This is a genomic window from Asanoa ishikariensis, from assembly GCF_900107455.1.
GTDB classification, from domain to species: domain Bacteria; phylum Actinomycetota; class Actinomycetes; order Mycobacteriales; family Micromonosporaceae; genus Asanoa; species Asanoa ishikariensis.
This window is the reverse complement of record NZ_FNQB01000003.1, coordinates 1112989-1133280: the sequence shown is the minus strand read 5'-3', so window position 1 is coordinate 1133280 and position 20292 is coordinate 1112989. Positions and strand designations below refer to the sequence as shown.

The 20292-nt window shown below is 71.0% G+C and carries 20 protein-coding genes and 1 pseudogene; 11 read left to right on the top strand and 10 right to left on the bottom strand.

The features are described from left to right. Positions 1-33 precede the first annotated feature (33 nt). Genes BLV39_RS29250 through BLV39_RS29240 form a run of 3 tightly spaced genes read right to left on the bottom strand, consistent with a single transcriptional unit; the run spans position 34 to position 2053 of the window. Positions 34-690 (bottom strand): class I SAM-dependent methyltransferase, encoded by a 657-nt coding sequence (locus BLV39_RS29250; protein WP_090799870.1) that lies wholly within the window; start codon positions 688-690, stop codon positions 34-36. Next, positions 687-1352, bottom strand: a complete 666-nt coding sequence (locus tag BLV39_RS29245) for a TIGR04282 family arsenosugar biosynthesis glycosyltransferase (protein WP_090799869.1) — start codon at positions 1350-1352, stop codon at positions 687-689. The genes BLV39_RS29250 and BLV39_RS29245 overlap by 4 nt, the downstream gene beginning before the upstream one ends. Then, the gene (locus BLV39_RS29240) at positions 1349-2053 is read right to left on the bottom strand and encodes a glycosyltransferase family 2 protein (RefSeq protein ID WP_090799867.1); all 705 of its coding nucleotides are present in this window, start codon (positions 2051-2053) and stop codon (positions 1349-1351) included. The genes BLV39_RS29245 and BLV39_RS29240 overlap by 4 nt, the downstream gene beginning before the upstream one ends. Before the next feature lie 131 nt (positions 2054-2184). Here BLV39_RS29240 and BLV39_RS29235 point away from each other — a divergent pair, with 131 nt between their 5' ends. Continuing rightward, entirely contained in the window at positions 2185-3528 is a 1344-nt protein-coding gene (locus tag BLV39_RS29235; protein WP_373315200.1) for a hypothetical protein, read from the top strand. On the opposite strand, the gene BLV39_RS29230 is transcribed toward BLV39_RS29235, so the two are convergent. Then, positions 3500-4579, bottom strand: coding sequence for an NAD-dependent epimerase/dehydratase family protein (locus BLV39_RS29230; RefSeq protein ID WP_090799863.1), 1080 nt, complete (start codon positions 4577-4579; stop codon positions 3500-3502). The two genes, BLV39_RS29235 and BLV39_RS29230, sit on opposite strands and share 29 nt — an antisense overlap. Positions 4580-4753: 174 nt before the next feature. On the opposite strand from BLV39_RS29230, the gene BLV39_RS29225 reads away from it, so the two are divergent. From BLV39_RS29225 to budC, 4 genes are all read left to right on the top strand, one after another. Beyond that, entirely contained in the window at positions 4754-6046 is a 1293-nt protein-coding gene (locus BLV39_RS29225) for a molybdopterin-dependent oxidoreductase (RefSeq protein ID WP_090799861.1), read from the top strand. Continuing rightward, positions 6039-6536: a hypothetical protein gene (locus BLV39_RS29220; protein ID WP_176985130.1), complete on the top strand. Its 498-nt coding sequence runs from the start codon at positions 6039-6041 to the stop codon at positions 6534-6536. Before BLV39_RS29225 ends, BLV39_RS29220 begins: the two co-directional genes overlap by 8 nt. Positions 6537-6720: 184 nt before the next feature. Next, the gene (locus tag BLV39_RS29215) at positions 6721-8100 is read left to right on the top strand and encodes a chloride channel protein (RefSeq protein ID WP_204082575.1); all 1380 of its coding nucleotides are present in this window, start codon (positions 6721-6723) and stop codon (positions 8098-8100) included. Positions 8101-8388: 288 nt separating this feature from the next. Further along, entirely contained in the window at positions 8389-9171 is a 783-nt protein-coding gene (gene budC / locus BLV39_RS29210) for a meso-2,3-butanediol dehydrogenase (RefSeq protein ID WP_204082576.1), read from the top strand. A gap of 615 nt (positions 9172-9786) precedes the next feature. Here the strand turns inward: budC and BLV39_RS29200 are convergent. Continuing rightward, complete coding sequence (locus BLV39_RS29200) at positions 9787-10143, bottom strand: DoxX family protein (protein ID WP_090799851.1); 357 nt, start codon at positions 10141-10143, stop codon at positions 9787-9789. 64 nt (positions 10144-10207) lie between these two features. After that, positions 10208-11140: an oxidoreductase gene (locus BLV39_RS29195; protein WP_090799850.1), complete on the bottom strand. Its 933-nt coding sequence runs from the start codon at positions 11138-11140 to the stop codon at positions 10208-10210. 61 nt (positions 11141-11201) lie between these two features. Here BLV39_RS29195 and BLV39_RS29190 point away from each other — a divergent pair, with 61 nt between their 5' ends. Continuing rightward, positions 11202-11831, top strand: coding sequence for a TetR family transcriptional regulator (locus BLV39_RS29190; RefSeq protein ID WP_090799848.1), 630 nt, complete (start codon positions 11202-11204; stop codon positions 11829-11831). A 72-nt stretch (positions 11832-11903) separates the two neighbouring features. Here BLV39_RS29190 and BLV39_RS29185 read toward each other — a convergent pair whose 3' ends face one another. Both BLV39_RS29185 and BLV39_RS43200 read right to left on the bottom strand, forming a co-directional pair. Further along, complete coding sequence (locus tag BLV39_RS29185) at positions 11904-12437, bottom strand: hypothetical protein (RefSeq protein ID WP_090799845.1); 534 nt, start codon at positions 12435-12437, stop codon at positions 11904-11906. Between the two features lie 125 nt (positions 12438-12562). After that, positions 12563-13615: a hypothetical protein gene (locus tag BLV39_RS43200; RefSeq protein ID WP_090799844.1), complete on the bottom strand. Its 1053-nt coding sequence runs from the start codon at positions 13613-13615 to the stop codon at positions 12563-12565. An 87-nt stretch (positions 13616-13702) separates the two neighbouring features. Here BLV39_RS43200 and BLV39_RS43195 point away from each other — a divergent pair, with 87 nt between their 5' ends. Together BLV39_RS43195 and BLV39_RS29170 are read left to right on the top strand one after the other, a co-directional pair. Then, entirely contained in the window at positions 13703-14818 is a 1116-nt protein-coding gene (locus BLV39_RS43195; protein ID WP_176985129.1) for a sensor histidine kinase, read from the top strand. Next, on the top strand, positions 14815-15474 hold the full coding sequence (locus BLV39_RS29170; protein WP_090799840.1) for a response regulator: 660 nt from the start codon (positions 14815-14817) through the stop codon (positions 15472-15474). The genes BLV39_RS43195 and BLV39_RS29170 overlap by 4 nt, the downstream gene beginning before the upstream one ends. 18 nt (positions 15475-15492) lie before the next feature. Here BLV39_RS29170 and BLV39_RS43740 read toward each other — a convergent pair whose 3' ends face one another. Beyond that, on the bottom strand, positions 15493-17463 hold the full coding sequence (locus BLV39_RS43740) for an ATP-binding protein (protein WP_204082577.1): 1971 nt from the start codon (positions 17461-17463) through the stop codon (positions 15493-15495). Between the two features lie 159 nt (positions 17464-17622). On the opposite strand from BLV39_RS43740, the gene BLV39_RS29160 reads away from it, so the two are divergent. Continuing rightward, positions 17623-18006 carry a VOC family protein gene (locus tag BLV39_RS29160; RefSeq protein ID WP_090799839.1) on the top strand — a complete coding sequence of 128 codons (384 nt, stop codon included), beginning with the start codon at positions 17623-17625 and terminating at the stop codon, positions 18004-18006. 32 nt (positions 18007-18038) lie between these two features. On the opposite strand, the gene BLV39_RS29155 is transcribed toward BLV39_RS29160, so the two are convergent. After that, positions 18039-18503, bottom strand: a complete 465-nt coding sequence (locus BLV39_RS29155; protein WP_176985128.1) for a DUF4395 domain-containing protein — start codon at positions 18501-18503, stop codon at positions 18039-18041. Between the two features lie 107 nt (positions 18504-18610). Here BLV39_RS29155 and BLV39_RS45155 point away from each other — a divergent pair. Further along, positions 18611-19369 (top strand): annotated as a pseudogene (locus BLV39_RS45155) (DEAD/DEAH box helicase family protein); the annotation flags it as partial. Positions 19370-19508: 139 nt separating this feature from the next. Then, positions 19509-20213 (top strand): hypothetical protein, encoded by a 705-nt coding sequence (locus BLV39_RS44390; RefSeq protein WP_239083417.1) that lies wholly within the window; start codon positions 19509-19511, stop codon positions 20211-20213. The last annotated feature ends 79 nt before the right edge of the window (positions 20214-20292 follow it).

Below are 20292 nucleotides of genomic sequence, written 5' to 3'. Positions count from 1 at the left end.
CCACGGGTGGCCGGAGGAGTCCTTGCCAGTTCCTTACGGTCGCCGGTCGGGGGAGCTCAGCTCGGCGAACCACCGGCCGCCGCGTTGGGCGATCGCTCGGACCGCGAGACCCGCTCGCGCGGCGACGGGCGGCGCCGAGGTGGTGTCGAGCCGGGCCCATGGAAACGCCTCCCCAAGCGTCGCCGACGCGACTCGGGCGGACCCGCGCCAGGACCCGCTGCCGGGCTGGTCCAGCTCGACCAGAATGGTGCCGGCCGGGTGGAGCAGCGACGTGCAGCGCCGCAGCAGGGCCACCGGGTCGCCGCCGATGCCGATGTTGCCGTCGAGCAGCACCGCGTGGCTCCATTGCCCTTCGGCCGGCAGCGGGTCGAACAGGTCCCGCTGGATCGCTACCGCGCCGCGGGACCGGGCGGCCGCGATCGCATCCTCGCTGACGTCGATCCCGACCGCGGTGACGCCGGCGCGCCCGAGCGCCAGCGTGATCCGCCCTGGCCCGCAGCCGAGGTCGAGCGTCGGGCCTGTGCAGCGGTTCACCACCTCGGCCGTCTCCGGCTCGGCCGGGCCGTGCCAGCGGTGGACCGGCAGCCTGACCCGCTTCCCGTCATCGTGCACGAGCCAGGTCGCCTCGCCGCGCATAGCTGCCCCGAACCCGGTCGGATTGAGATCCGTCGCGAGCGATCCGGGCCTCATGAGGTCGCGCTGGGCACGAGCGTGCGCCGCACGGTGGCGACCTCCCGGGCGAACCGGCTCGCTGGGACCTCGGCGGCCACCGCGAGCGCGTCCGGCCACTCGTCCACGTCGCGCAGCACGGGCAACGCCGCGACCTGGAGGTCGCGGCTCGCCAGAGCGTCCAGTGTGTGCCGTCCGGTGTCGGGTGTGGACATCGGAACGTCTCGCAGCACGACGCTGTGCCGGGGGTCGCGCAGACCGAGCGACCACCACCCGCCGTCGGCCGCGGCGCCGAGGACCGCGTCGGCGGCGTCGAGCCGCCTCGCCGCGGCCACGAGCATGGCCGGTCCGGCGTGTGGCGTGTCCATGCCGATCTGCAGCACCGGGCTGCCGGGAAACAGCGCGGCCGTGTCGGCGTGGGCGTGGGCGAGCCGGTCACCGAGTCCCGTGCCGTGCTGCTGCAGCACCGTCCACCCGGTCAGAGCAGCAGCGGGCAGTCCGTCAGCCGGCCGTCCCGCGAGGGCCAGGACCGGCGTGAGTCCGGTTGCCCGCACCGCGTCGAGGGTGTCGAGCAGCGCGGCGGCGGCGATCCGGGCGGCCTGCGCAGGGGTGGCCGGCGGGCAGAGCCGGGTTTTGACCGTGCCGGCCACCGGTGCCTTCGCCATCACCAGCAGGACTGTCATCGGGGCATGCCGACGGTACGAAGCACGGCGGCGAAGTCGCGGGTGGCTCGCAGGGTCCCGCGTACCGAGCCGGACACCTTGGATCTGGTTCCGGCCGCCCGCGGTGCGTATACCACGTCGATCTCTTGGATCCGCCAGCCCGAGGCCGCCGCACGCAGCAGCAGTTCCAGCGGATACCCGAAGGCGCGGTCCCGGATGCCGAGGGCGAGCAGTGCCTCCCGGCGGCCGGCCCGGATCGGGCTCAGGTCGTGCAGCGGGACGCCGTGGCGGCGCAGCAGGGCGGCCACCAGCGCCGTGCCGGCCCGCGCGTGCCAGGGCCATACCCCGGCGGCCACCGGCCGTCGCCGCCCGACGGCCAGGTCCGCGCGGCCAGCCGCTACAGGCGCGATCAATGCCGGCAGCTCGCGAGGGTCGAACGAGCCGTCGGCGTCCAGCACGCAGACCAGTTCAGTTGTCGCCGCCGACAGGCCGGTGTGCACGGCGGCGCCGTAGCCGCGCCGAGGTTCGTGGACCACGCGGGCGCCGAGCCGGGTCGCGACCTGCGGGGAGCCGTCCCGGGATCCGTTGTCGACCACGATGGCCCGGTATCCGGGCGGGAGCGCGGCGAGCACGCCGGGCAGCGCGGCGGCCTCGTCGAGGCATGGCAGTACCACATCGACGGGTGCGGAACGGGCACCGTCGCTGTTGGACAGTTCTGGCATGTCATCGACGCTATGGCGGACCAAGCGGCTCCCGTAGGCGAACACGGATTACCGATCCCTTACCGCTGCCAGCGGTTCTTACCATCCGGTGACGACGGGCCGGTTCCGCTCCTGCGCGCTGGTCCGGGCGGATATGTTCGATCGTCATGGCTGTCGTGATCGCCCCTCGAGTGCGGGCCCGGTTGAGCGCGGACGTCGTCGTGCTCGGGCTCGAGGGTGCGCTGGTCGGCCTCGCGATCGTCGTCGGCGCACTGCGCAACCACCGCGGGGTCGGTTTGCATGCCGACGCCGCCCCACTGTTCGCGACCTGGGGACCGCACGTTGGCTGGGGTACGCCGGCCGCCGTGCTGGTCGCGGCCGTGGTGATCGGCTGGGGTGTGCCGTGGGCCCGCAGAGCGCCGTGGAGCGCCGTGCTGGCCGTCGGCTGGGTCGCCGCGGTGTGCTGGACCCTGTCGCTGTCGATGGTGGATGGCTGGTCGGCCGGGCTGGCCGAACGGCTCACCGCGCAGGCGGAGTACCTGACCGAGGTGCCGCGGGTGACCGACGTGGGCGCGCTGCTCGCCGGCTTCGCCGACCGGATTCTCGACTTCCAGCCCGGTTCGTGGTCGACGCACACCGCTGGGCATCCGCCGGGCGCGCTGCTGCTGTTCGTCCTCCTGGATCGGGTCGGGCTGGGCGGGGGCACCGCGGCCGGGCTGGCCTGCGTGCTGATCGGAGCGACAGTGGCGGTCTCAGTGCCGGTGACGCTGCGCGCACTCGGCTCACCGGATGCCGCCCGCACCGCGGTGCCGTTCCTGGTGCTGCTGCCGGGCGCGGTCTGGATCGGCGCCTCCGCCGACGGCATCTTCGCCGCGGTGGTCGCCGCCGGTGTGGCGCTGCTGGTTTCCCGGAGGCTGGCTGTCGCGGCTGCGGGCGGCCTGCTGCTCGGGCTCGCGCTCTATCTCTCGTACGGGTTCGTGTTGGTCGGGCTCCTCGCGCTGGCCGCCGTCGCCTCGCGCGCAGCACGCCGCGGGGCCGTGCTGCTCGCGGCGTTCGGGGGCGTCAGTGTGGTCGTGGCGGTCTTCACGCTGGCCGGCTTCGCGTGGTGGGAGGGGTACCAGCTCGTCGTGCAGCGTTACTACCAGGGCTGGGCTGCCGAGCGGCCGTACGCGTACTGGGTCTGGGCGAACATCGCCGCCCTGGTCTTGTCAGCTGGCCCGGTGGCGGGTCCGGCGTTGTGTCGGGCGTTGGCGGCGCTGCGGCTTCGCCGGCTGCCGCCGCCGACCGTGCTCTTCCCGGTGGCGGCCGCCCTCGCGATCGCCGTCGCGGATTTGTCCGGCATGAGCAAGGCCGAGGTCGAACGGATCTGGTTGCCGTTCGCCGTCTGGCTGCTCCCCGCCGTCGCCCTGCTCCCACCCCACACGCGTCGGTGGTGGCTGATGGGCCAGGCACTGACCGCGCTGGCGGTCAACCATCTGCTCTGGACGGTGTCCTGACCGCGGCAGGCGCACGAAGCGGATCGACGGCGAAGGCGGCGACTCCCTCGGCGAACCTGACGCGTGCGGTGAAGCCGAGCAACTCGGTTGCCCGCCGGGGGTCGGCGACCACGTGGCGTACGTCCGCCGCCCGCGCCCCACCGACGACCAGCGGAGCGGGTCCCGCCATGGCCGCCGCGAGCGTCGTCGCGAGCTCACCGACCGTGTGCGGCTCGCCGGAGCAGACGTTGACGGGGACCAGCGCGCCCGGTGCCGGCGTCGTCAGGGCCAGCAGGTTCGCCCGGGCCACGTCGGTGACGTGCACGAAGTCCCGGCGCTGCCGACCGTCCTCGAGCACGCGCGGTGCCGATCCGGCGGCCAGTGCGGAGCGGAAGATGGCGGCCACGCCGGCGTACGGCGTGTCGCGCGGCATCCGCGGACCATAGACGTTGTGGTAGCGCAGGGCCCACACGTCCCCGCCGGTCTGGCGAGCCCACGCCGCGGCGAGGTGTTCCTGTGCCAGCTTGGTGGCCGCGTAGGTGCTGCGCGGCTCCAGCGGCGCGTCCTCCGGGACCAGCAGCGGCGCGAGGGTGCGGCCACACCGCGGGCAGCTCGGGTCGAAGCGACCGGCGACGAGGTCGGCCGCGGCGCGCGGTGCGGGCCGGATCACCTCGTGGGTGGCGCACCGGTAACGGCCCTCGCCATAAACGACCATCGAGCTCGCCAGGACCAGCCGACGAACGCCGGATCGATGCATCGCGGCCAGCAGCACGGCCGTCCCGTAGTCGTTGTGGCTGACGTACTCCGGCGCGTCCGATGGATCCAGGCCGTGGCCGACCATCGCCGCCTGATGGCACACCGCGTCCACCCCGGTCAGCAGGCGGTCGAGCAGGGCCGGGTCGCGCACGTCGCCGTGCACCACCGCGTGCCGGCGGGACCATTCGGGCAACGCGCCGCCGTGTGCCTGTGGCAGCAGCGCGTCCAGCGCGACCACCTCGTGCCCGTGCACGACGAGTGCGTCCGCGACCTGCGATCCGACGAATCCGGCGGCGCCGGTGACCAGTACCCGCATTCGACTCAGAGTACGAACGTCAGGACCCGTCGCGGGCCAGTTCGGCCAAGCCGTAAGGAGTTCACAACACCCCCGCTGGTAAGGGTTCGGTAATGCCGCAAATCCGGCCGTCGCCGGTCGCCCGCGCATAACCTGCCGGCAGGGCTCGCATCCGAGCCCGGAGGGGGACGTCCGGTGTCTGCAAGGGACGATCACGGGTATGGCGCGCCGCGTGGGCTGTGGCGCGAGCTGGATCGGCACCCGCCGCCCGGCGCCGACGCCGTCCGGCGAGGCTGGCGCAGCCCGCTGCGCGGCCCATGGCTGACCTCGGTCCTCGGGCTCGTCCTGCTCGTCACCCTGCCGCTGGTGATCATCACCGGACTGCTCGACTACGCCGCGTACGGGCCGCAGTTCGGTCAGGCCTTCCCCACCCACGTGAGCTGGCTCCGGCTGCCGACGTTCGACTGGCCGACCCGCCCGTCCTGGCTGTTCCGGCTCACCCAAGGACTGCACGTCGGGCTCGGGATCGTGCTCATCCCGGTGGTGCTGGCCAAGCTCTGGTCGGTGATCCCCAAGCTGTTCGAGTGGCCACCCGCTCGCTCGGTGGCGCAGGTGCTGGAGCGCATCTCGCTGCTGCTGCTCGTCGGCGGAATCCTCTTCGAGACCGCGACCGGAGTGCTCAACATCCAGTACGCGTACCTCTTCGGGTTCGACTTCTACACCGCCCACTACTTCGGCGCGTGGGTGTTCATCGGCGCGTTCGTCGCCCACGTCGCGCTGAAGCTGCCACGCCTGGTCACCACGCTGCGCAAGCGCCGGCCGGCCGTGCCGGAACAACCCGACCCGGATCGCCTCGTCGCCGAGCGACCAGGACCACCGACACTGAGTCGGCGCGGGCTCCTGGCCGTCGTCGGCGGTGGCTCGCTGCTGCTGGCGCTGCTCACGATCGGGCAGAGCCTGGATGGACCACTTCGCCGCACTGCTCTACTGCTGCCCAGAGGTCGCAACCCGGGTTCGGGCCCGAACGGCTTCCAGGTCAACCGCAGCGCGACCGCGGCGGGCATCCAGCCAGCCGAAACCGGTCAGGCGTGGCGACTGACGTTGACCGGTGGCGGTCGTACCGTCCAACTCGACCGGGCCACGCTGCTGGCGATGACCCAGCACACCGCCCGTCTGCCGATCGCGTGCGTCGAGGGATGGTCGACCATGCAGACCTGGACCGGCGTACGCCTGGCCGACCTGGCCGTGCTCGCTGGCGTCCCTGACCCGGCGTCGGCCCACGTGCGCTCGCTGGAACAAGGTGGCCTGTTCCGCCAGGCGACGCTGCAGTCCAACCAGGTCACCGATCGGGACGCGCTGCTCGCGCTGCGGGTCAACGGCGTCGACCTCTCGGCCGATCACGGCTTCCCAGCCCGGATCATCGTGCCGGCGCTGCCCGGAGTGCACTGCACCAAATGGGTGGCCGACATCGAGTTCCACGATGCGTGAGCGATTGCGCGCCGACTACGGCGCAGGACTGCCGCACGCGCTGTTGCTCCTGGCCTGCTTCACGATCGCCGGGTGGGTGGTGTTCCTCGTTTCCGGCGAGGCGACCCTTTGGCGAATGCTGCTCTGGTTCGTCGGCGCGGCAGTGGCGCACGACCTGGTCCTGTTCCCGACCTACGCGGCACTCGACCGGCTCCTGCGCCGCACGACCGGGACCGACTCGGCCGCCCGGCGCGCGCTGCTCAACCACATCCGCTTTCCCGCGCTCGCCGCGGGCCTGCTCTTCCTGGTCTTCCTGCCCGGGATCCTCGACCTCGGCAAGGACACGTACCAGGCGGCAACCGGTCAGCCACGGGTGTCCTACTTCATCCGCTGGCTCGCCGTCTCCGGTGCGCTGTTCACGCTCAGCGGGGCGGTGCTGGCGATCCGCTGGGCGCTCGGCCGATCTCCACGACACGGGGCACCGCCAACGACGGCTACGCCGCCTCGGTAGCCGCGGTGCTCGACGGGCACGACCGTGTCAGCCGTTCGAGACCCGGCCTCGGCGAATTTCGCGATGTCAGCCCGCGGGCGACGGAATCTACGGAAGATCGGCTTACGAACTGTCAGCCGGGCCTGACGAGGCGCGGCTCGGAAGGAGTCGCGGATGGGTGGGCACGCCGACGCCAAGGACGGTCGTGGCTAGTCCATCCTCGACCGCGGCCGGCTCGCCCACCCCGATGGAACTGCTCAGGAGCCGCGGCTACATCGCGCTGCTGATCTTGGGCGCGGCGGTCGGCGTACCAGTGGCGATCGTCGCGTACTTCTACCTGGAAGCTGTCAGCAAAGCCCAGCGTTTCTTCCTCACCGACCTGCCGCACGACCTGGGATTCGCCGGCACTCCGGTGTGGTGGCCGATCCCGATGGTGGCGGTGGGCGGCCTGCTGGTCGGCCTCAGCCTCCGCTACCTGCCGGGCACCGGCGGCCACAACCCGGCGGAAGGCTTCGTCGCAGGCCCGACCGTCAGCGCACGCGACATGCCCGGAGTCGCCGCCGCGTCGCTGGCCACCCTCGCTTTCGGAGCCGTACTCGGTCCGGAGGCGCCGCTGGTACTTATCGGCTCGGGCCTGGCGGTGCTGATCGCCCGGTTGGTCAAGCGCGACGCGCCGGCGAAGGCGCTGGTGATCGTCGGTGCGGCCGGCAGCTTCGCCGCCATCTCGACCCTGCTGATCTCCCCACTCGCGGGTGCGTTCCTGCTACTGGAGGCCGTCGGCGTCGGCGGGAGCATGGTCAGCGTGGTGCTGGCCCCCGGGCTGCTGGCCGCGGGCATCGGCGCGCTCATCTTCGTCGGACTGAACCACATCACCGGATTCGGCACGTTCTCGCTGGCGGTGCCGAACATCCCCGTGCTCGGCACGCCGACGGTGGGCGAGTTCGGTTGGGCCATCGCCATTGGGCTGGCCGCGGGCGTGCTCGGCACCGCGATCCGCCGCCTCGCCTTCCAGATCCAGCCGTACGTGTCGCGGCGCACGCTGCTGGCCACACCCGTGGCGGGTCTGGTCGTCGGTGGGCTCGCGGCCCTGTTCGCCGCGGTCACCGACAAAGGCCCCGAGCAGGTCCTGTTCTCGGGCCAGACCGCACTCCCACCCCTCATCCAACAGGCCGGCGCCTGGTCGGTCGGCGAACTGCTGCTGCTCGTCGCGTGCAAGAGCCTGGCGTACAGCGTGTCGTTGAGCAGCTTCCGCGGCGGCCCGACCTTCCCCGGCATGTTCATCGGCGCCGCCGGTGGTCTGGCCCTGTCACATCTGGCCGGCCTGCCGTTGACCGCCGGCGTCGGAATGGGCGTCGGGGCGATGACGGTAGTCATGCTCGGCGGCCTGCCACTCACGGCCGTACTCCTGACGCTGCTCTTCCTACAGGCCGAAGCCGTCAACCTGATCTCGGTGGTGATCGTCGCTGTCGTGGTCGCCTGGGTCACCGCGGCCAGACTCTCGCCCTGGTCGCGACCGCGTCCCCCGGCTGCCACCCACGGCGGACGTGCTGCGGATCCCAGCACAGCTGATCGGCATAATCCCTGACCTGGCGGCGTCTGTTCGGAAGCTCCCGCCGCCGTCCTGGCTGCGATGGCCAGCGTCCACCACCGAAGACCGCGCGATCCACAGAGACATCAATGGCCGCCCGGCCACATCGCGGCGGCGTTGTTCACGAGCGCACCGGCAACGGCCACCCGAAGGATCTTAGATAGCTCGGGCCATCGAGGTGCGCCTACTCACATCACTTAAATGTCGTCTCGGGTCTAGCGTCGAAAACCGTTAATCGCTCAACGACGACGTTGTTTCCCGCTCGGCAAAATGCAGGAGTCAATCATGTCGAACGTTCCTCCAACCTCGCGTTTCGACAACAAGGTTGTCATCATCACCGGCGCTGGCTCGGGCATCGGCGCCGCCACCGCAGTGCGGTTCGCAGAGGAAGGCGCAACGGTCATCGCGGTCGGACGAACAGTGCAGAAGCTCCGTGAGACGGCGGCGGCGCATCCCGCGATCGAGCCCCACCCGACCGATGTGTCGGACGAGGAAGCCGTCGGCGTGCTCGTCGACACGGTCGTGACGCGACACGGACGGCTGGACGTGCTCGTCAACGCCGCGGGGGCGGGAGCGCCCGGCACCGTCGAGACGACGACGACCGCGAACTGGCGGCAGACCCTCGGCGTCGACCTGGACGGCGTCTTCTTCACGTGTCGGGCCGCCATCCCACACCTGCGGAAGGTGCGAGGCAACATCGTCAACGTCGGGTCGGTGTCCGGGCTCGGCGCCGACTGGAACCTCGCCGCCTACAACGCCGCCAAGGGCGGCGTGGTCAACCTGACCAATGCGATGGCGTTGGACCACAGCGGGGACGGGATCCGCGTCAACGCCGTCCACCCGAGCCTCACGGATACGCCCCTCACACAGGGGAACCTGCAGAACCCGCAGATGCTCGCGAAGTTCTACGAACGAATCTCGATGCGCCGTCACGCCCAACCGAGCGAGATCGCAAGCGTCATCGCCTTCCTCGCCAGTGACGACGCCAGCTTTGTCAGCGGGTCCCACCTCGTGGTCGACGGCGGCCTTTCGGCATCCAACGGCCAGCCCAACATGTTCGTGGACTAGTACCCGGTGGGTCTCGACAAGGCCACAAAACGTAGGCGCCTGCGGCGGCGCGGGCCGATCTTCGAGATGGCGTCCCCGAGAAGAAGCGTTGCGCGCCGCCCGTTGCGCAGCACCTGCCAGTAGGACTGGGCCGGCTGGGCCGTGCGCGTCATAGGCGGCAGCCATTGCCCTCAAGCGCGCGTGATGACGGCTGAAGACTCCACGATGGACGGCGGACGCTCCCGGTCACGGTTGACGATCGGCGGCACCGCACCAGGTCATCGGTCCCCACTGTTGCGGTGTTCGAGGGCGGTGGCGCGCCGACCGTAGTCGACGGCCGTGGCTATCACGAGCGGGCCCCATGCCGCGAGAGGGACGTAATATCGGAACACTTCCCAGCCAGGAGCCGGATGTGCCGGCTCGTCGCGGCCGATTCCGACCCAACCGCGTTCCACGAATTGGAACCTTTGGTTCAGGATCAGATACACGCAGACGGCGACGAGCAACGACCCGCCGGCGACCGCGACGAGCACGACTGGACGCGCCGGAATGGGACGGTCCCTGAGGTGGGGCACCCAATGCGGAATCCGCTGTCCCCAGCGATGCTCCCCGGTCGCGGCTGCCACGGCCGGCAGGTCAGGACAGGCGGTGGTGGGCGATGTTCAGGGTCAGGGCCGCCACGGAGAGGGCTAAGAACACGGCTGGTCCGACGAGGTCGCGGGAGCCCACCCGCAGGTGGGCGCCGAAAGCGCCGACGAAGTACGCCACGAGGCCGGCAGCGGCGAGCGTGCCCAGCAGCGGAACGGCGAACCCGGCCAGCAACCCCAACGAACCCGCCGCCAGCAACACGCCCAACACCGGTCCCCACGAGCGTGGCAGCCGCTTCATGTCCAACTGAGCCTTGGGATAGTCGTGATCGATTAGGTAGGTGACTGCGGCGGCGCCGGTGAAGACCGCGGCGACGATGGTGACGGCGGCATATGCGGCGAACATGAGAACCTCTTCTTCTGTGCTGGCCCGATCGTTCGCCGCGAGACACCACGTCTGAGGCGGAGCGTCACTCTGTTTCCTGCGCGGTCGCTTCCGCTTGGGCGATGAGTTGACCGAAGCGCACTCCGGTGGTCCGCTCGGACAGGGTCCACAGCTCGTGTCCATTGTCGACGCGCGTGGCGGCGGGGGAGAGCTTGCGCAAGGTCGGGTAGCCGCGGAGTTCGCCAGGACCGTGCGGGGCGATCAGGTGGCCCGAGTGGGCTTCCGTGGCGGTGGCGGCGAAGAGCTGGGGCCAGGCACCCTGCTCGACCGGCTGCGCGAGCAGGCGATTGCCGATGCCGCCCAGCAGGAAACGCCATATCGGCGTGGTGGCGCTGGTCTTCAGGTTCGTGGCCGTGTATCCGGGGTGGGCGAGGATGCTCCTCAACTGGCTGCCCGCCGCTGTCAGGCGACGGTGCAGCTCGTAGCCGAACAGCGCGTTGGCCAGCTTAGAGGTGTTGTAGGCACGCATCGGCGAATAGCGCGCCGGCGCGGGGAACGGTAGTCGGGCCCGGCGATGGTTGACCGAGGTGACCGTGACGACACGCGGGTCGGTGCCGGCGAGCAGCAGGTCGAGCAGCAGGCCGGTAAGGGCGAAATGGCCCAGATGGTTGGTGGCGAATTGCAGTTCGTGGCCCTGTGGGCTGAGCGTGTGCGGCGTGGCCATCGTGCCGGCGTTGTTGATCAGGACGTCGAGGTGGTGGTGGTCTTCGTGAAGCCCGGCGGCGAACTCGCGGACCGAGCCGAGGTCGGCCAGGTCGAGTCGGCGAATCTCTACGGCGGCGCCGAAGATCCGGCGGGCCTTCGACTCGTCACGGACGGCGAGCACCAGCCGGGCGCCACGCGCGGCAAGTTCCCGGCCGGTGGACAGACCCAGGCCGCTGGTCGCTCCGGTCACCACGAAGGTGCGGCCGGTCAGGTCGGGGATCCGGTCGGGTGTCCAATGAGTATCAGCGGTCATGTGCTCCACCGTGCCCCCAATGGCACTGAGTGTCAAGATGGGCATGGAGTAGCATCGCGGGATGGCGGAAATCCCACGCGGCACCATGGCCGAGCGGAAAAGGCGGCTGGTCGCCGACGAGCTACGGGACGCGGCGCTGATGCTGCTCGCGGTCCAAGGATTCGACACGGTGACCGTGGACGAGATCGTGGCGGCCGCCGGCATGTCCCGACGGACGTTCTTCCGCTACTACGCGTCCAAGGAGGACGTGGTCGTGCGGTTCCTGGCCGACATGGGTGAGATGGTCGTCGCATCGCTGGGCGACCGCCCGCGCGCCGAGCCGCCGTCCGTCGCGCTGCGTGAGGCGATTTGGGCGCCCCTGGCTGAAGCGTGCGACGGCGAGCATTCCGATCACATCGAACGCTCCCGCGTCGTGGTCCGCCTGATCCTGGACACACCCGCCCTGTACGCGCGATGGCTGGAACGCCAGACCGAAGTACGGGCGGGGCTGGCCGCCGAGCTGGCCCGACGCCACCACCTTCGTCTGGACAGCGATCCTTATCCGCGGATGGCGGCGGGCATGGCCCTGCTGGCCTTTGACGTGGTGCTCGAGCAGTGGCAGCCCGGCGACGACGAGCGACGCCTGGCCGAGCTCACCGACCAGGCGTTCGCTGTTGCCGCCCCGGCGCTGGACACGATCGAGAGTCGCTAACGCCCTGGCCGACACCGACCCGGCCGTCCATGGACGCGTCGGCCACCGCACACCCTCCGAACCAGGAAAGGGCTACGACGCTGATCCCGGGTTGCCCTTCGGGGCGGGCCGGTTCGGGTCGGCGAGGGGTACGAGGCGTTTCTCGCCGGTGCGGGTCAGCAGAGCAAGCGGGGCGGTGGCGGCCTGGATCATGCGTGCCAGGATCGGTTGTTGTCGCCGCCTGAGCATGACCGGCCCGATCGCCGCCATGACGGCGGTGACTCCGGGCAATGGTCGACCGAACAAGGTCAGCTCTTCGATCAGGCCATCTGCGTTGAATCGAAGCAACTGCGCCTCCTCGAACTCCTCCTTGCGACAGCGTCCGTAGTAGAAGAGGGCCCGGGCCGATTCGTCGCCGAGTTCGGTGTGAAAGCGGATCGTATCGATGACCTCAAAGGCGGCACTCAGCATCTCACTGGCCTGGGCCCGGCCCTGGAACCGAAACCGTGCCGTCAACGGTGAGATGACCTGCACCTCCTGGGCCAAGCAGGTGGCCGCGAGCTCGGCATCGCGCGACTCGCCGGCGGCGCGCCATGACGCGATGGTCGTGTCGACACGGCTGCTCATTGGCTTACCTCTCCTCTGTCGGTGAACCGTCCAGTCCTGAAGCGGTGAGCGCGGCGCGCGGCAGTCAGCGCCGTCAGGACGAACTTACGTCGCGAGCAGGCGGCTTTGGCGTTGCCGCAGCCCGGTCAGACGCTGACCTGAGGTCTGCTCGGGATCGGGGACGGACGGCGGCGCAGCCAGTAGCCGAAGGTCGCCGCCGCCAGCAGTGGTCCCCACAGCGGAAAGGGCATCAGCAGCACCAGCAGGTAGTCGCCGGTAATGACGGCCTGCTGCAGAATCGAGTGCCCAGCGATCGTGATCGCCGCGGCGGCCAGCAGCCCCGGGATCACCGCGGCCAGGACCGGGACCGGGCGGCGGCCCACGACCGGCAGCCAGGCCGGGAACGTCTCGCCGCGCGGCCGAATCAGCCCCAGGGTCAGCCAGGTTCCGCCCTCACCCGCCAACGCCAGGGCCAGGCCGAAGATGCGCAGGCCAGGATGGGCCGCCAGGGTCTCCGCGCTCTCGCCGATGGGCCATGGCGTCAGCCAGCTCAGGCGGGTCAGGACATACGGCAGCGGGCACAACGCGGCCGCCCAGGTCAGCGTCCGACCCCACCGGGCAGCGGCCTCCGGTTGGGTCCAGGCGGGTCGGTCGCCGCCGGCCGCGCGCAGCAGGCGGATGAGGACGGCGGCCCAGACGGCGCCGGCGGCGAAAGAGCCGAACACGAAAAGCGGACGCGCACCGATCGGGTCAGCGTCGCGGGCGACGTACGACAACCATCCCAGCACCGCCGCGAACGCCACGGCGAAGACGGCGGCCACGGGCAGCCGGGGCAGGAGCCGGTTCGCCAGGACCGCGACCAGTGCCGACGGCACCGCCAGGGCCATCGCGTACGCGGCGAGGATCAGCACTTGGATGTCGGGCACCAGCAGGCCCAGGACGGTGGCGGCGACGGCCGCGAAAGCGATCGCCACCGGACCGTCGCGGCGGCCGGCCGCCAGCACCATCCCGGCGATACCCAGGATCACAGCGACCGCGATCGCCGCGCCCCTTGGTACGTACGTCATCAGGGCCAGGTCGGCGTAGCGGTCGTCCGGGCCGAACGGGTAACTGCCCGGGGCCAGCCACCACAGCACCCCGACAGCGGTCATGAGCAGCGAGCCGGCCAGCGCGGCCGGGTAGATCAGTCGGTCGATCATGGATCCAGCGTCTCGGGCCGGCCGCCGCACCGGTATCTCCCGATCGGCAGATACCAGCGGCATGCGGACGCGGGCTACGTTGTGGCCGTGGTGATCGAGCTGCTGTTCGCCGGGCCCGCGCTCGCAGCGCTGGCCGGGCAGGCCACCGCACGGGCGCGGCCGTTTGTCGCGGCGGGCGCGGGCACGGCCGCGTCCGGCACACTGCTGGCCTCGGTGCTGTGGCACAGCCAGGGCGCACCGAGTGTCGTCGGCGTCTGGCCCCTGCTCGGCACCGCCGCTCTCGCCGCGAACGTCGTGCTGGTGTGCCGGTGGGCGACACCACGGACCGCGGCAGCCGCGTCGTCCGTGACGATCCTCGCCGAAAGCCTGCTGGCCCTGCCGATCACCGGGCCCGCGGTGACGAACTGGAAGGCCGGGGTGGCGGCGTGCCTGTTCTGGTCGCTCGCCGGGATCGCGGGCGTCTGCTTCGGCCTCTACCTGCGCCAGCTCGACGCCGCACGCGTGCGGGCTGTGCGGCAGGCCCGCCGGGCACAGCGGGTGCAACTGGCGACCGACCTGCATGACTTCGTCGCCCACGACGTGAGCGCGATGGTGGTGCAGGTCCAGGCGGCCCGCATCCTGCTGCCCGTCGGCCACGAAGACGTGGCCGTGGTGCTCGAGCGCGTCGAGGCCGATGGTGTGCGGGCCCTGTCCGCGATGGACCGGACCATGCGGCTGTTACGCGAGCTGGAGGAGCGCGGCCCGCAGGATCCGGTCGGCCGCCTTCACCTGGACACTCCGGGCGCCACCGAGCTACCGGAGCTCGTACGCCGGTTCGCGCTGGCGTGGGACGGTCCGGTGAGCTTGGACACCGAGTCCGGCCTCGCGTCGGAGCTGTCGGCGCCGGCTGGGGCCGCCGTCTACCGGGTGGTCCTCGAGGCGCTGACGAACGTGCGCCGCCATGCCGGCCGCGGTGCGACCGTCCAGGTGCGTCTACGCCGGCATCACGGCGGCGTGGAGTTGAGCGTCAGCGACGAGCAGGGCGCCGACGCACCCGCCCGGCCCGTGCCACCGCAGCCCGACCGCCGCGGTGGCACGGGGCTCGCCGGGCTCGCCGAGCACCTCGGCCTGTTCGGCGGCACACTCTCCTTCGGACAGACAGGCCCGGCGGGCTGGAGCCTGCGAGCCGAACTGCCCGCGGCGGCCCTGCGGGGACCCGCATGAGCACCGATGCAGGCGTACGAGTGCTGATCGCCGACGATCAGGAGCCAGTCCGGTTCGGATACCGCACGATCCTGCGTGTCGCGGGAGACATCGACGTGGTCGGTGAGGCGGCGGACGGCGAGCAAGCCCTGGAACTGGCCTCTCGGCTGCGCCCCGACGTGGTGATCGCCGACATCCGAATGCCTCGCATGGACGGGCTGGAGCTGACCCGACGGTTGTGCGCGCCGGACGCGCCCGTCACCGCGCGGGTTGTCGTGGTCACCACGTACGACCTCGACGCATACGTCCACACAGCGCTGCACCACGGGGCCAGCGGCTTCCTGCTCAAGCACTCGGGCCCGGCACTGCTCACCGAGGCCGTCCGCGCGGCGATGGCCGGCGACGCCTTGATCAGCCCGGCCGTGACCGTGCGACTCCTGCGTGAGCTATCCGCCGGCCGGCACGGCCCGCAACCTGCCGAACCCCCGCTGAGCGACCGGGAGCTCGACATCGTGGCCCTCGTCGCGGACGGCCTGACCAACCGAGAGATCGGCGCTCGCCTCTACATCACGGCCGGCACGGTCAAGACCCACCTGACCAGCATCCAGCGCAAACTCCGTGTCCGAAATCGAGTCGGGATCGCCGCCTGGTCGTGGCAGTCCCGCCTAGGCCGCTGACGCCGCTGCGGCGCGGTTCTACTTGGGTAGCGGTACCCAGAACTCGACCTCGGTGCCTTCCGTCGGACTACTGTGGATGGTGGTGGTGCCGCCCAGGTCCGCGATCCGGCCGCGCATCGACTGTGCCACTCCGAGCCGGCCGGCTCGGGCCGCGTCGGAGAGCCGCTCCGGCTCGAAGCCGACGCCGTCGTCGCGGACGGTCACGCGTACGCCATCTGGTTCGTTCTCCACCAGCAGCCAGGCCCGGGCGGTCCCGCCGGCGTGCCGGCGGACGTTGTCGAGAGCGGCCTGCACGGCCGCGGTGAGCTCGGTGACCACGCGCGCGGGCAGCACGATCGGTTGAGCCGGCGCGGAGACCTCGACCACGGTGGACGCCAGGGCGGACAGCGCCGTCCGCAGGTCCGCCTCGATCCCGGGCCGGGCCACGGCGTCACCTCCGGTGAGCAGGGTGCGCAGGGCGATCTCCTGCTCACCGGCCAACGTCGCCAACTGGGTGCCGGTCGCGCCCAGCTCCGGGCCCTGCCTCTGCACCAAAGCCAACACCTGGAGGACGCCGTCGTGGATCGGGCGGGCCAACCGGTCCCGTTCGGCGGCGGCGGCCTCCTGCCGGATCAGCTCGGCGCGCTTTCGTTCCGCCCAACGCTCGGCGATATGGTGCGCGACACCGATTCCACCGATCGCCGCGCCCGCCGCCAGCAGCAGGATGGCCGAGGTGGTGAGGTGAGACACCGGGTTGAGGTACGACGACTCCGGCAGGCCGTCCTCCTGCACGTAGGTCACCTGGACCGTCTGCAGCCCGCCGGCCGCCAGCACGCCGACCAGTGGACCGAGCACGGCCGGGATGGCCCCACGCGGCGCGAGCACCGGGGCGGTCGCGCCGGCGACGGCGGTCCCCGCCGCCGTGACCAGCACGAGCAGCAGCACGCCCGGCACGACGCGATGTTGGTCGGCCAGCTTCTCCGGGTGACCGGTGGTCGCCGCGTACGCGATGAACAGCGCCGTCGCCCCGCCGGCCGCCAGCGTCGCCGCAGCCGGGATCCGCCAGCGGCTGCTCGCGGCCGCCGCGCCGATCAATGCCCCGGCCAGCGCGCCCAGCCATCGCAGCGGTCCCACCCAGGCGAGCGCCGTGTACGCGAGGAGCAGCGGCGCCGCGACCGCCACCTGAGCGGTCGCGACCGCGATCGCCGCCGACAACGACCACAGCCCCGTGACCGCCGCAAGGCAGACCCCGATCACCAGTGTGATCGCGCCGGCCACCGCCACCGCCACCATCGGATGCCGGTACACGGCCGAGAAACTGACGTCCAGCAGCGACGCCATCCGCTCCGTGGTCAACCCCGACAGCGACAGCACCAGGCACAGTGCCAGGCCTGCGGCGATGACCAGCCGCAGCCGGCGCCAATGCCACGGGCCGACGTCCGGTGGCCCGACCGCCGCGCGATCGCCACGGCGGACCAGCCAGACCGCCGGTGCGATCAACGCGAAACCGGTCCCGATCATGCCCGCGTGCCAGGCCGGCCGGGTCAGATCCCCCTGCAACCAGCCCGATCCGACCATCGCGGAACCGAACAGCCGCGACCCGAACGCCAACCCGACCAGGGCCGCGCCGAGACCCGGCGAAGCGTTGCTCAGCAGACCCTGCGCACAGGCAAGAACGCCGACCACGGCAAGCGGGTACGCGCAGGTGTGCCCGAGAGACAGCAACGTCGGGTGCGTCATCGTCGTCAGCTGGCCAAGGACATACGGCAACCCCACCAGGCCGGCAACCAGCAGCAGGTACGGCCACCAGCGCAGCAGACACAGACCGGCCACCGTCACCACGATGGGGGCGAGCGCGAGCAACCAACCCTGGCCGTGATAGCCCGGCAGACCTGGGGTGGCGATGAACGGCGGCACCGGGGCGTACCCGGGCGAGGTCGCCACGACGAGAAACAGGCACCCGCCAAGACCAGCCAGAAACCCCCACCATCGCCACGACCTGTCCGCCATGACGTCGATCCTCACCGATCCATCCGCTCCGCGCGGCGCCCGAGACATGCGCCCAGGATCCCGGCACTGATGACGGCAGACATGAGCCCAAGTACCTAGCACTGTGGGCGCCCGCCGGAAGGGCGGTCTTCCCGCGATCACACGCGGCAGACTTGATGGATGGTTGTCCAGTTGAATCACACCATCGTGCGGGTCCGCGACAAGCGACAGTCGGCCACGTTCGTCGCCGAGATCCTGGGGTTGGCTGCGCCCGAGCCGTTCGGCCCGTTCCTGGTCGTACAGGTCGACAACGAGGTCTCACTCGACTTCGCCGACGACAATGGGCCGGTCCACCCGCAGCATTACGCGTTCCTGGTGAGCGAGGCGGAGTTCGACGAGATCTTCGGCCGGATCCGCGCTCGGGGTCTGGCCTACTGGGCCGACCCGGGGCGACGTCGCCCCAGCGAGATCAACACCAATGACGGCGGGCGCGGCGTCTACTGGGAAGAACCCAGCGGGCACTTCCTCGAGATCATTACCCGCCCGTACGGCAGCGGGGGCTGAACTGGATTTGTGGGCTTCGCGGTCGACCAGACTCAGGCCGGTTTCAGTCGGCGGATCAGGTGGTAGGCCCTGCACCCCAAACACAGCCCAGTGGACGCGTTGAGGGCTGCCATGCCGAAGGCGAGGGCGGTGAGGCTGTAGCCGGCGACATCGGCGCCGAGTGCAAAGGTGGTCAGCGCCAAGGCGGTGAACACGAAGCCGATGAACTGCGCGAATCTCGGTGGCCGAGCATCCTCCAACTCGGCTGGCGCTCCGATCCGCGGCCAGATGACACGGGCGAAGATCTGCGCCCACAACGACCACTGAAAACTCACGAACGCGGTGAACGCGAACATGGCGACCTGGGAGGCGAGCAGGCCGAGACCCAATGGTCGAGCGACGTCAACGATGAGCAGCACGACGGCAAGCACGCCCGCCGTGGCCCCGGCGCTGAACCGTAGGAGGCGCGGATCGAGATGGGCGCGGAGCGGGCACGCGCCAATACTGGTGCCGCGCATATGGTCTCCAGAGAGTGAGATGCCAGCGCTGGTCCGATTCAGGTCAGGGTAGTCGGCCCACACCTTCATCTGTTAGGACCAATGTTTGAACCACGGGCGCCGCCGCCGTGGTCAGTAGCGCGTACGACGAAGTCGGCGAGCAGAACCTGGAGGTCGTCGTGACGCCCGTCGGTACCGAGGACGTCTCGTGGCTCGTCGGGCGGACCAACGCGTTGGGGTCGACGGTCCGCGGCTCGTCCGCCGATGAGCTCCGGGGAGCCTCGCGAGGCCTCGCCGCCGAGCGGGCGGACGTGGGCATCTCGAGGGAGTTGACGGCGCGGGCCATGGCTCTCGGCCGGGAAGCCTTGTCGCGCGCGAGCGGCGCCGGCGTGTCGAACCGTGCCGTCGCGGCGGCGGCGGCCATGACTCAGGGTGCGGTGGCGGAGCTGCGGTCCACGGGCGACATCGCCGCGGCCACCACGCTCGCGGCCTACTGGTTCGGGCTGGCCGGCGACGGCGTCCACGTCGTGACTGCCGACGACTGGCGCAGCCGCGAGGTGCACGCGTTGCTGGCGTCGGTGATGGACCTGCTGCCCGGTGACGCCGGGCTCGTGCTCGCCGAGACGGACGCGCCGCGGCGGCGGCGCGCGTACGCGGCGACGGTTACCGTCGGCGCGTACAAGCAACTCGCCGCCGACTATCTCCGCGACAACCTGCGGGACTCGGCCGCGGAGGCGGTGCAGCGGGGCCTCGCGGCGGCGGTCGTCGCCGACGGCTGCGCCGTCCTCGTTGACGCGGCACCGGTCATCACCTATCTCTCGGGACGTGGATCGCACTCGCCGTCGGGCCGGGCGGAGTGGGTGGCGGCGAAGGCGGAGCAGCTTCGGCGGGGCGAGGACTACGAGGTGTGGGGGGCCCGACGCCGGAATCCGTTTCGGCGATGGGGCGGTGGGTCGACTGCGGCCTGTGTCGTGCGGACCGGAGGATCTGGCGCGGGCCCTCGACGTGGCCCGGGAGGTGGAAAGGTTGCTCCTCCAGCGGGAAGGCCTTGCCGACGAGGATGTGCACGTGGTCCTTGCGGATATCACGACGCAGGGCCTGCTTCGCGGTTACCGCACGCTCGCGGGCGTTGTGGACCGACGGTCGGGATGCGCCGACGCGGTGGGCGCGATCTTCGGGCTGGGGCATTATGCCCCTCGCGGCCGACGTCCCTGGTTGTCGCGGTCGCGCGGGGCCGTACCCGCCCGGGTCGATCTCGCGTTCGAGAGGATCATCGACGAGCAGCGGTCCGTCTTCTATCGCGACCGCCACGAGGTCAGGGACCGCTTCGACGGCCGGCTGGCGCTGCGGTCAATTCCGGCGGCGGCGGTCGCTGCCTGGTCGGCGTGGGGGGCCGGGGAGGTCGAGCGCGGCCTGCATGACGTGCTCGGGGCGGAGGCGTACCGGGCCGCAGATCCGAACGACGCGGAACGTTTCCTGATGGACGCGCTGGCCGCGCGGGCGGCGGGTATGGGCGACGACCAGATGAACGAGCTCCTGCGCCAGACATCGCTGCTCGTGATGGACGAGCAGTGGGCGGCGCATCTCGGCCGGGTGCGGTTCGTCCAACGCCACGGGAACGTCACGGATGAGTCGCTCAGACCTGCTGCGGTCCTGGAGAGGCTCTTCGCGTGGTGCCGGCTGGTGACGGTCGAGCACACCCTCGGATACGCCCTCAACGTCGAGCCCTAGCCGAGGCTGTACGGGTCGGACAGCGGTGCTTCTGCATTCTCTTGGTTGTTGCAAAGTCTTGGCAACAACGGCATAGTGA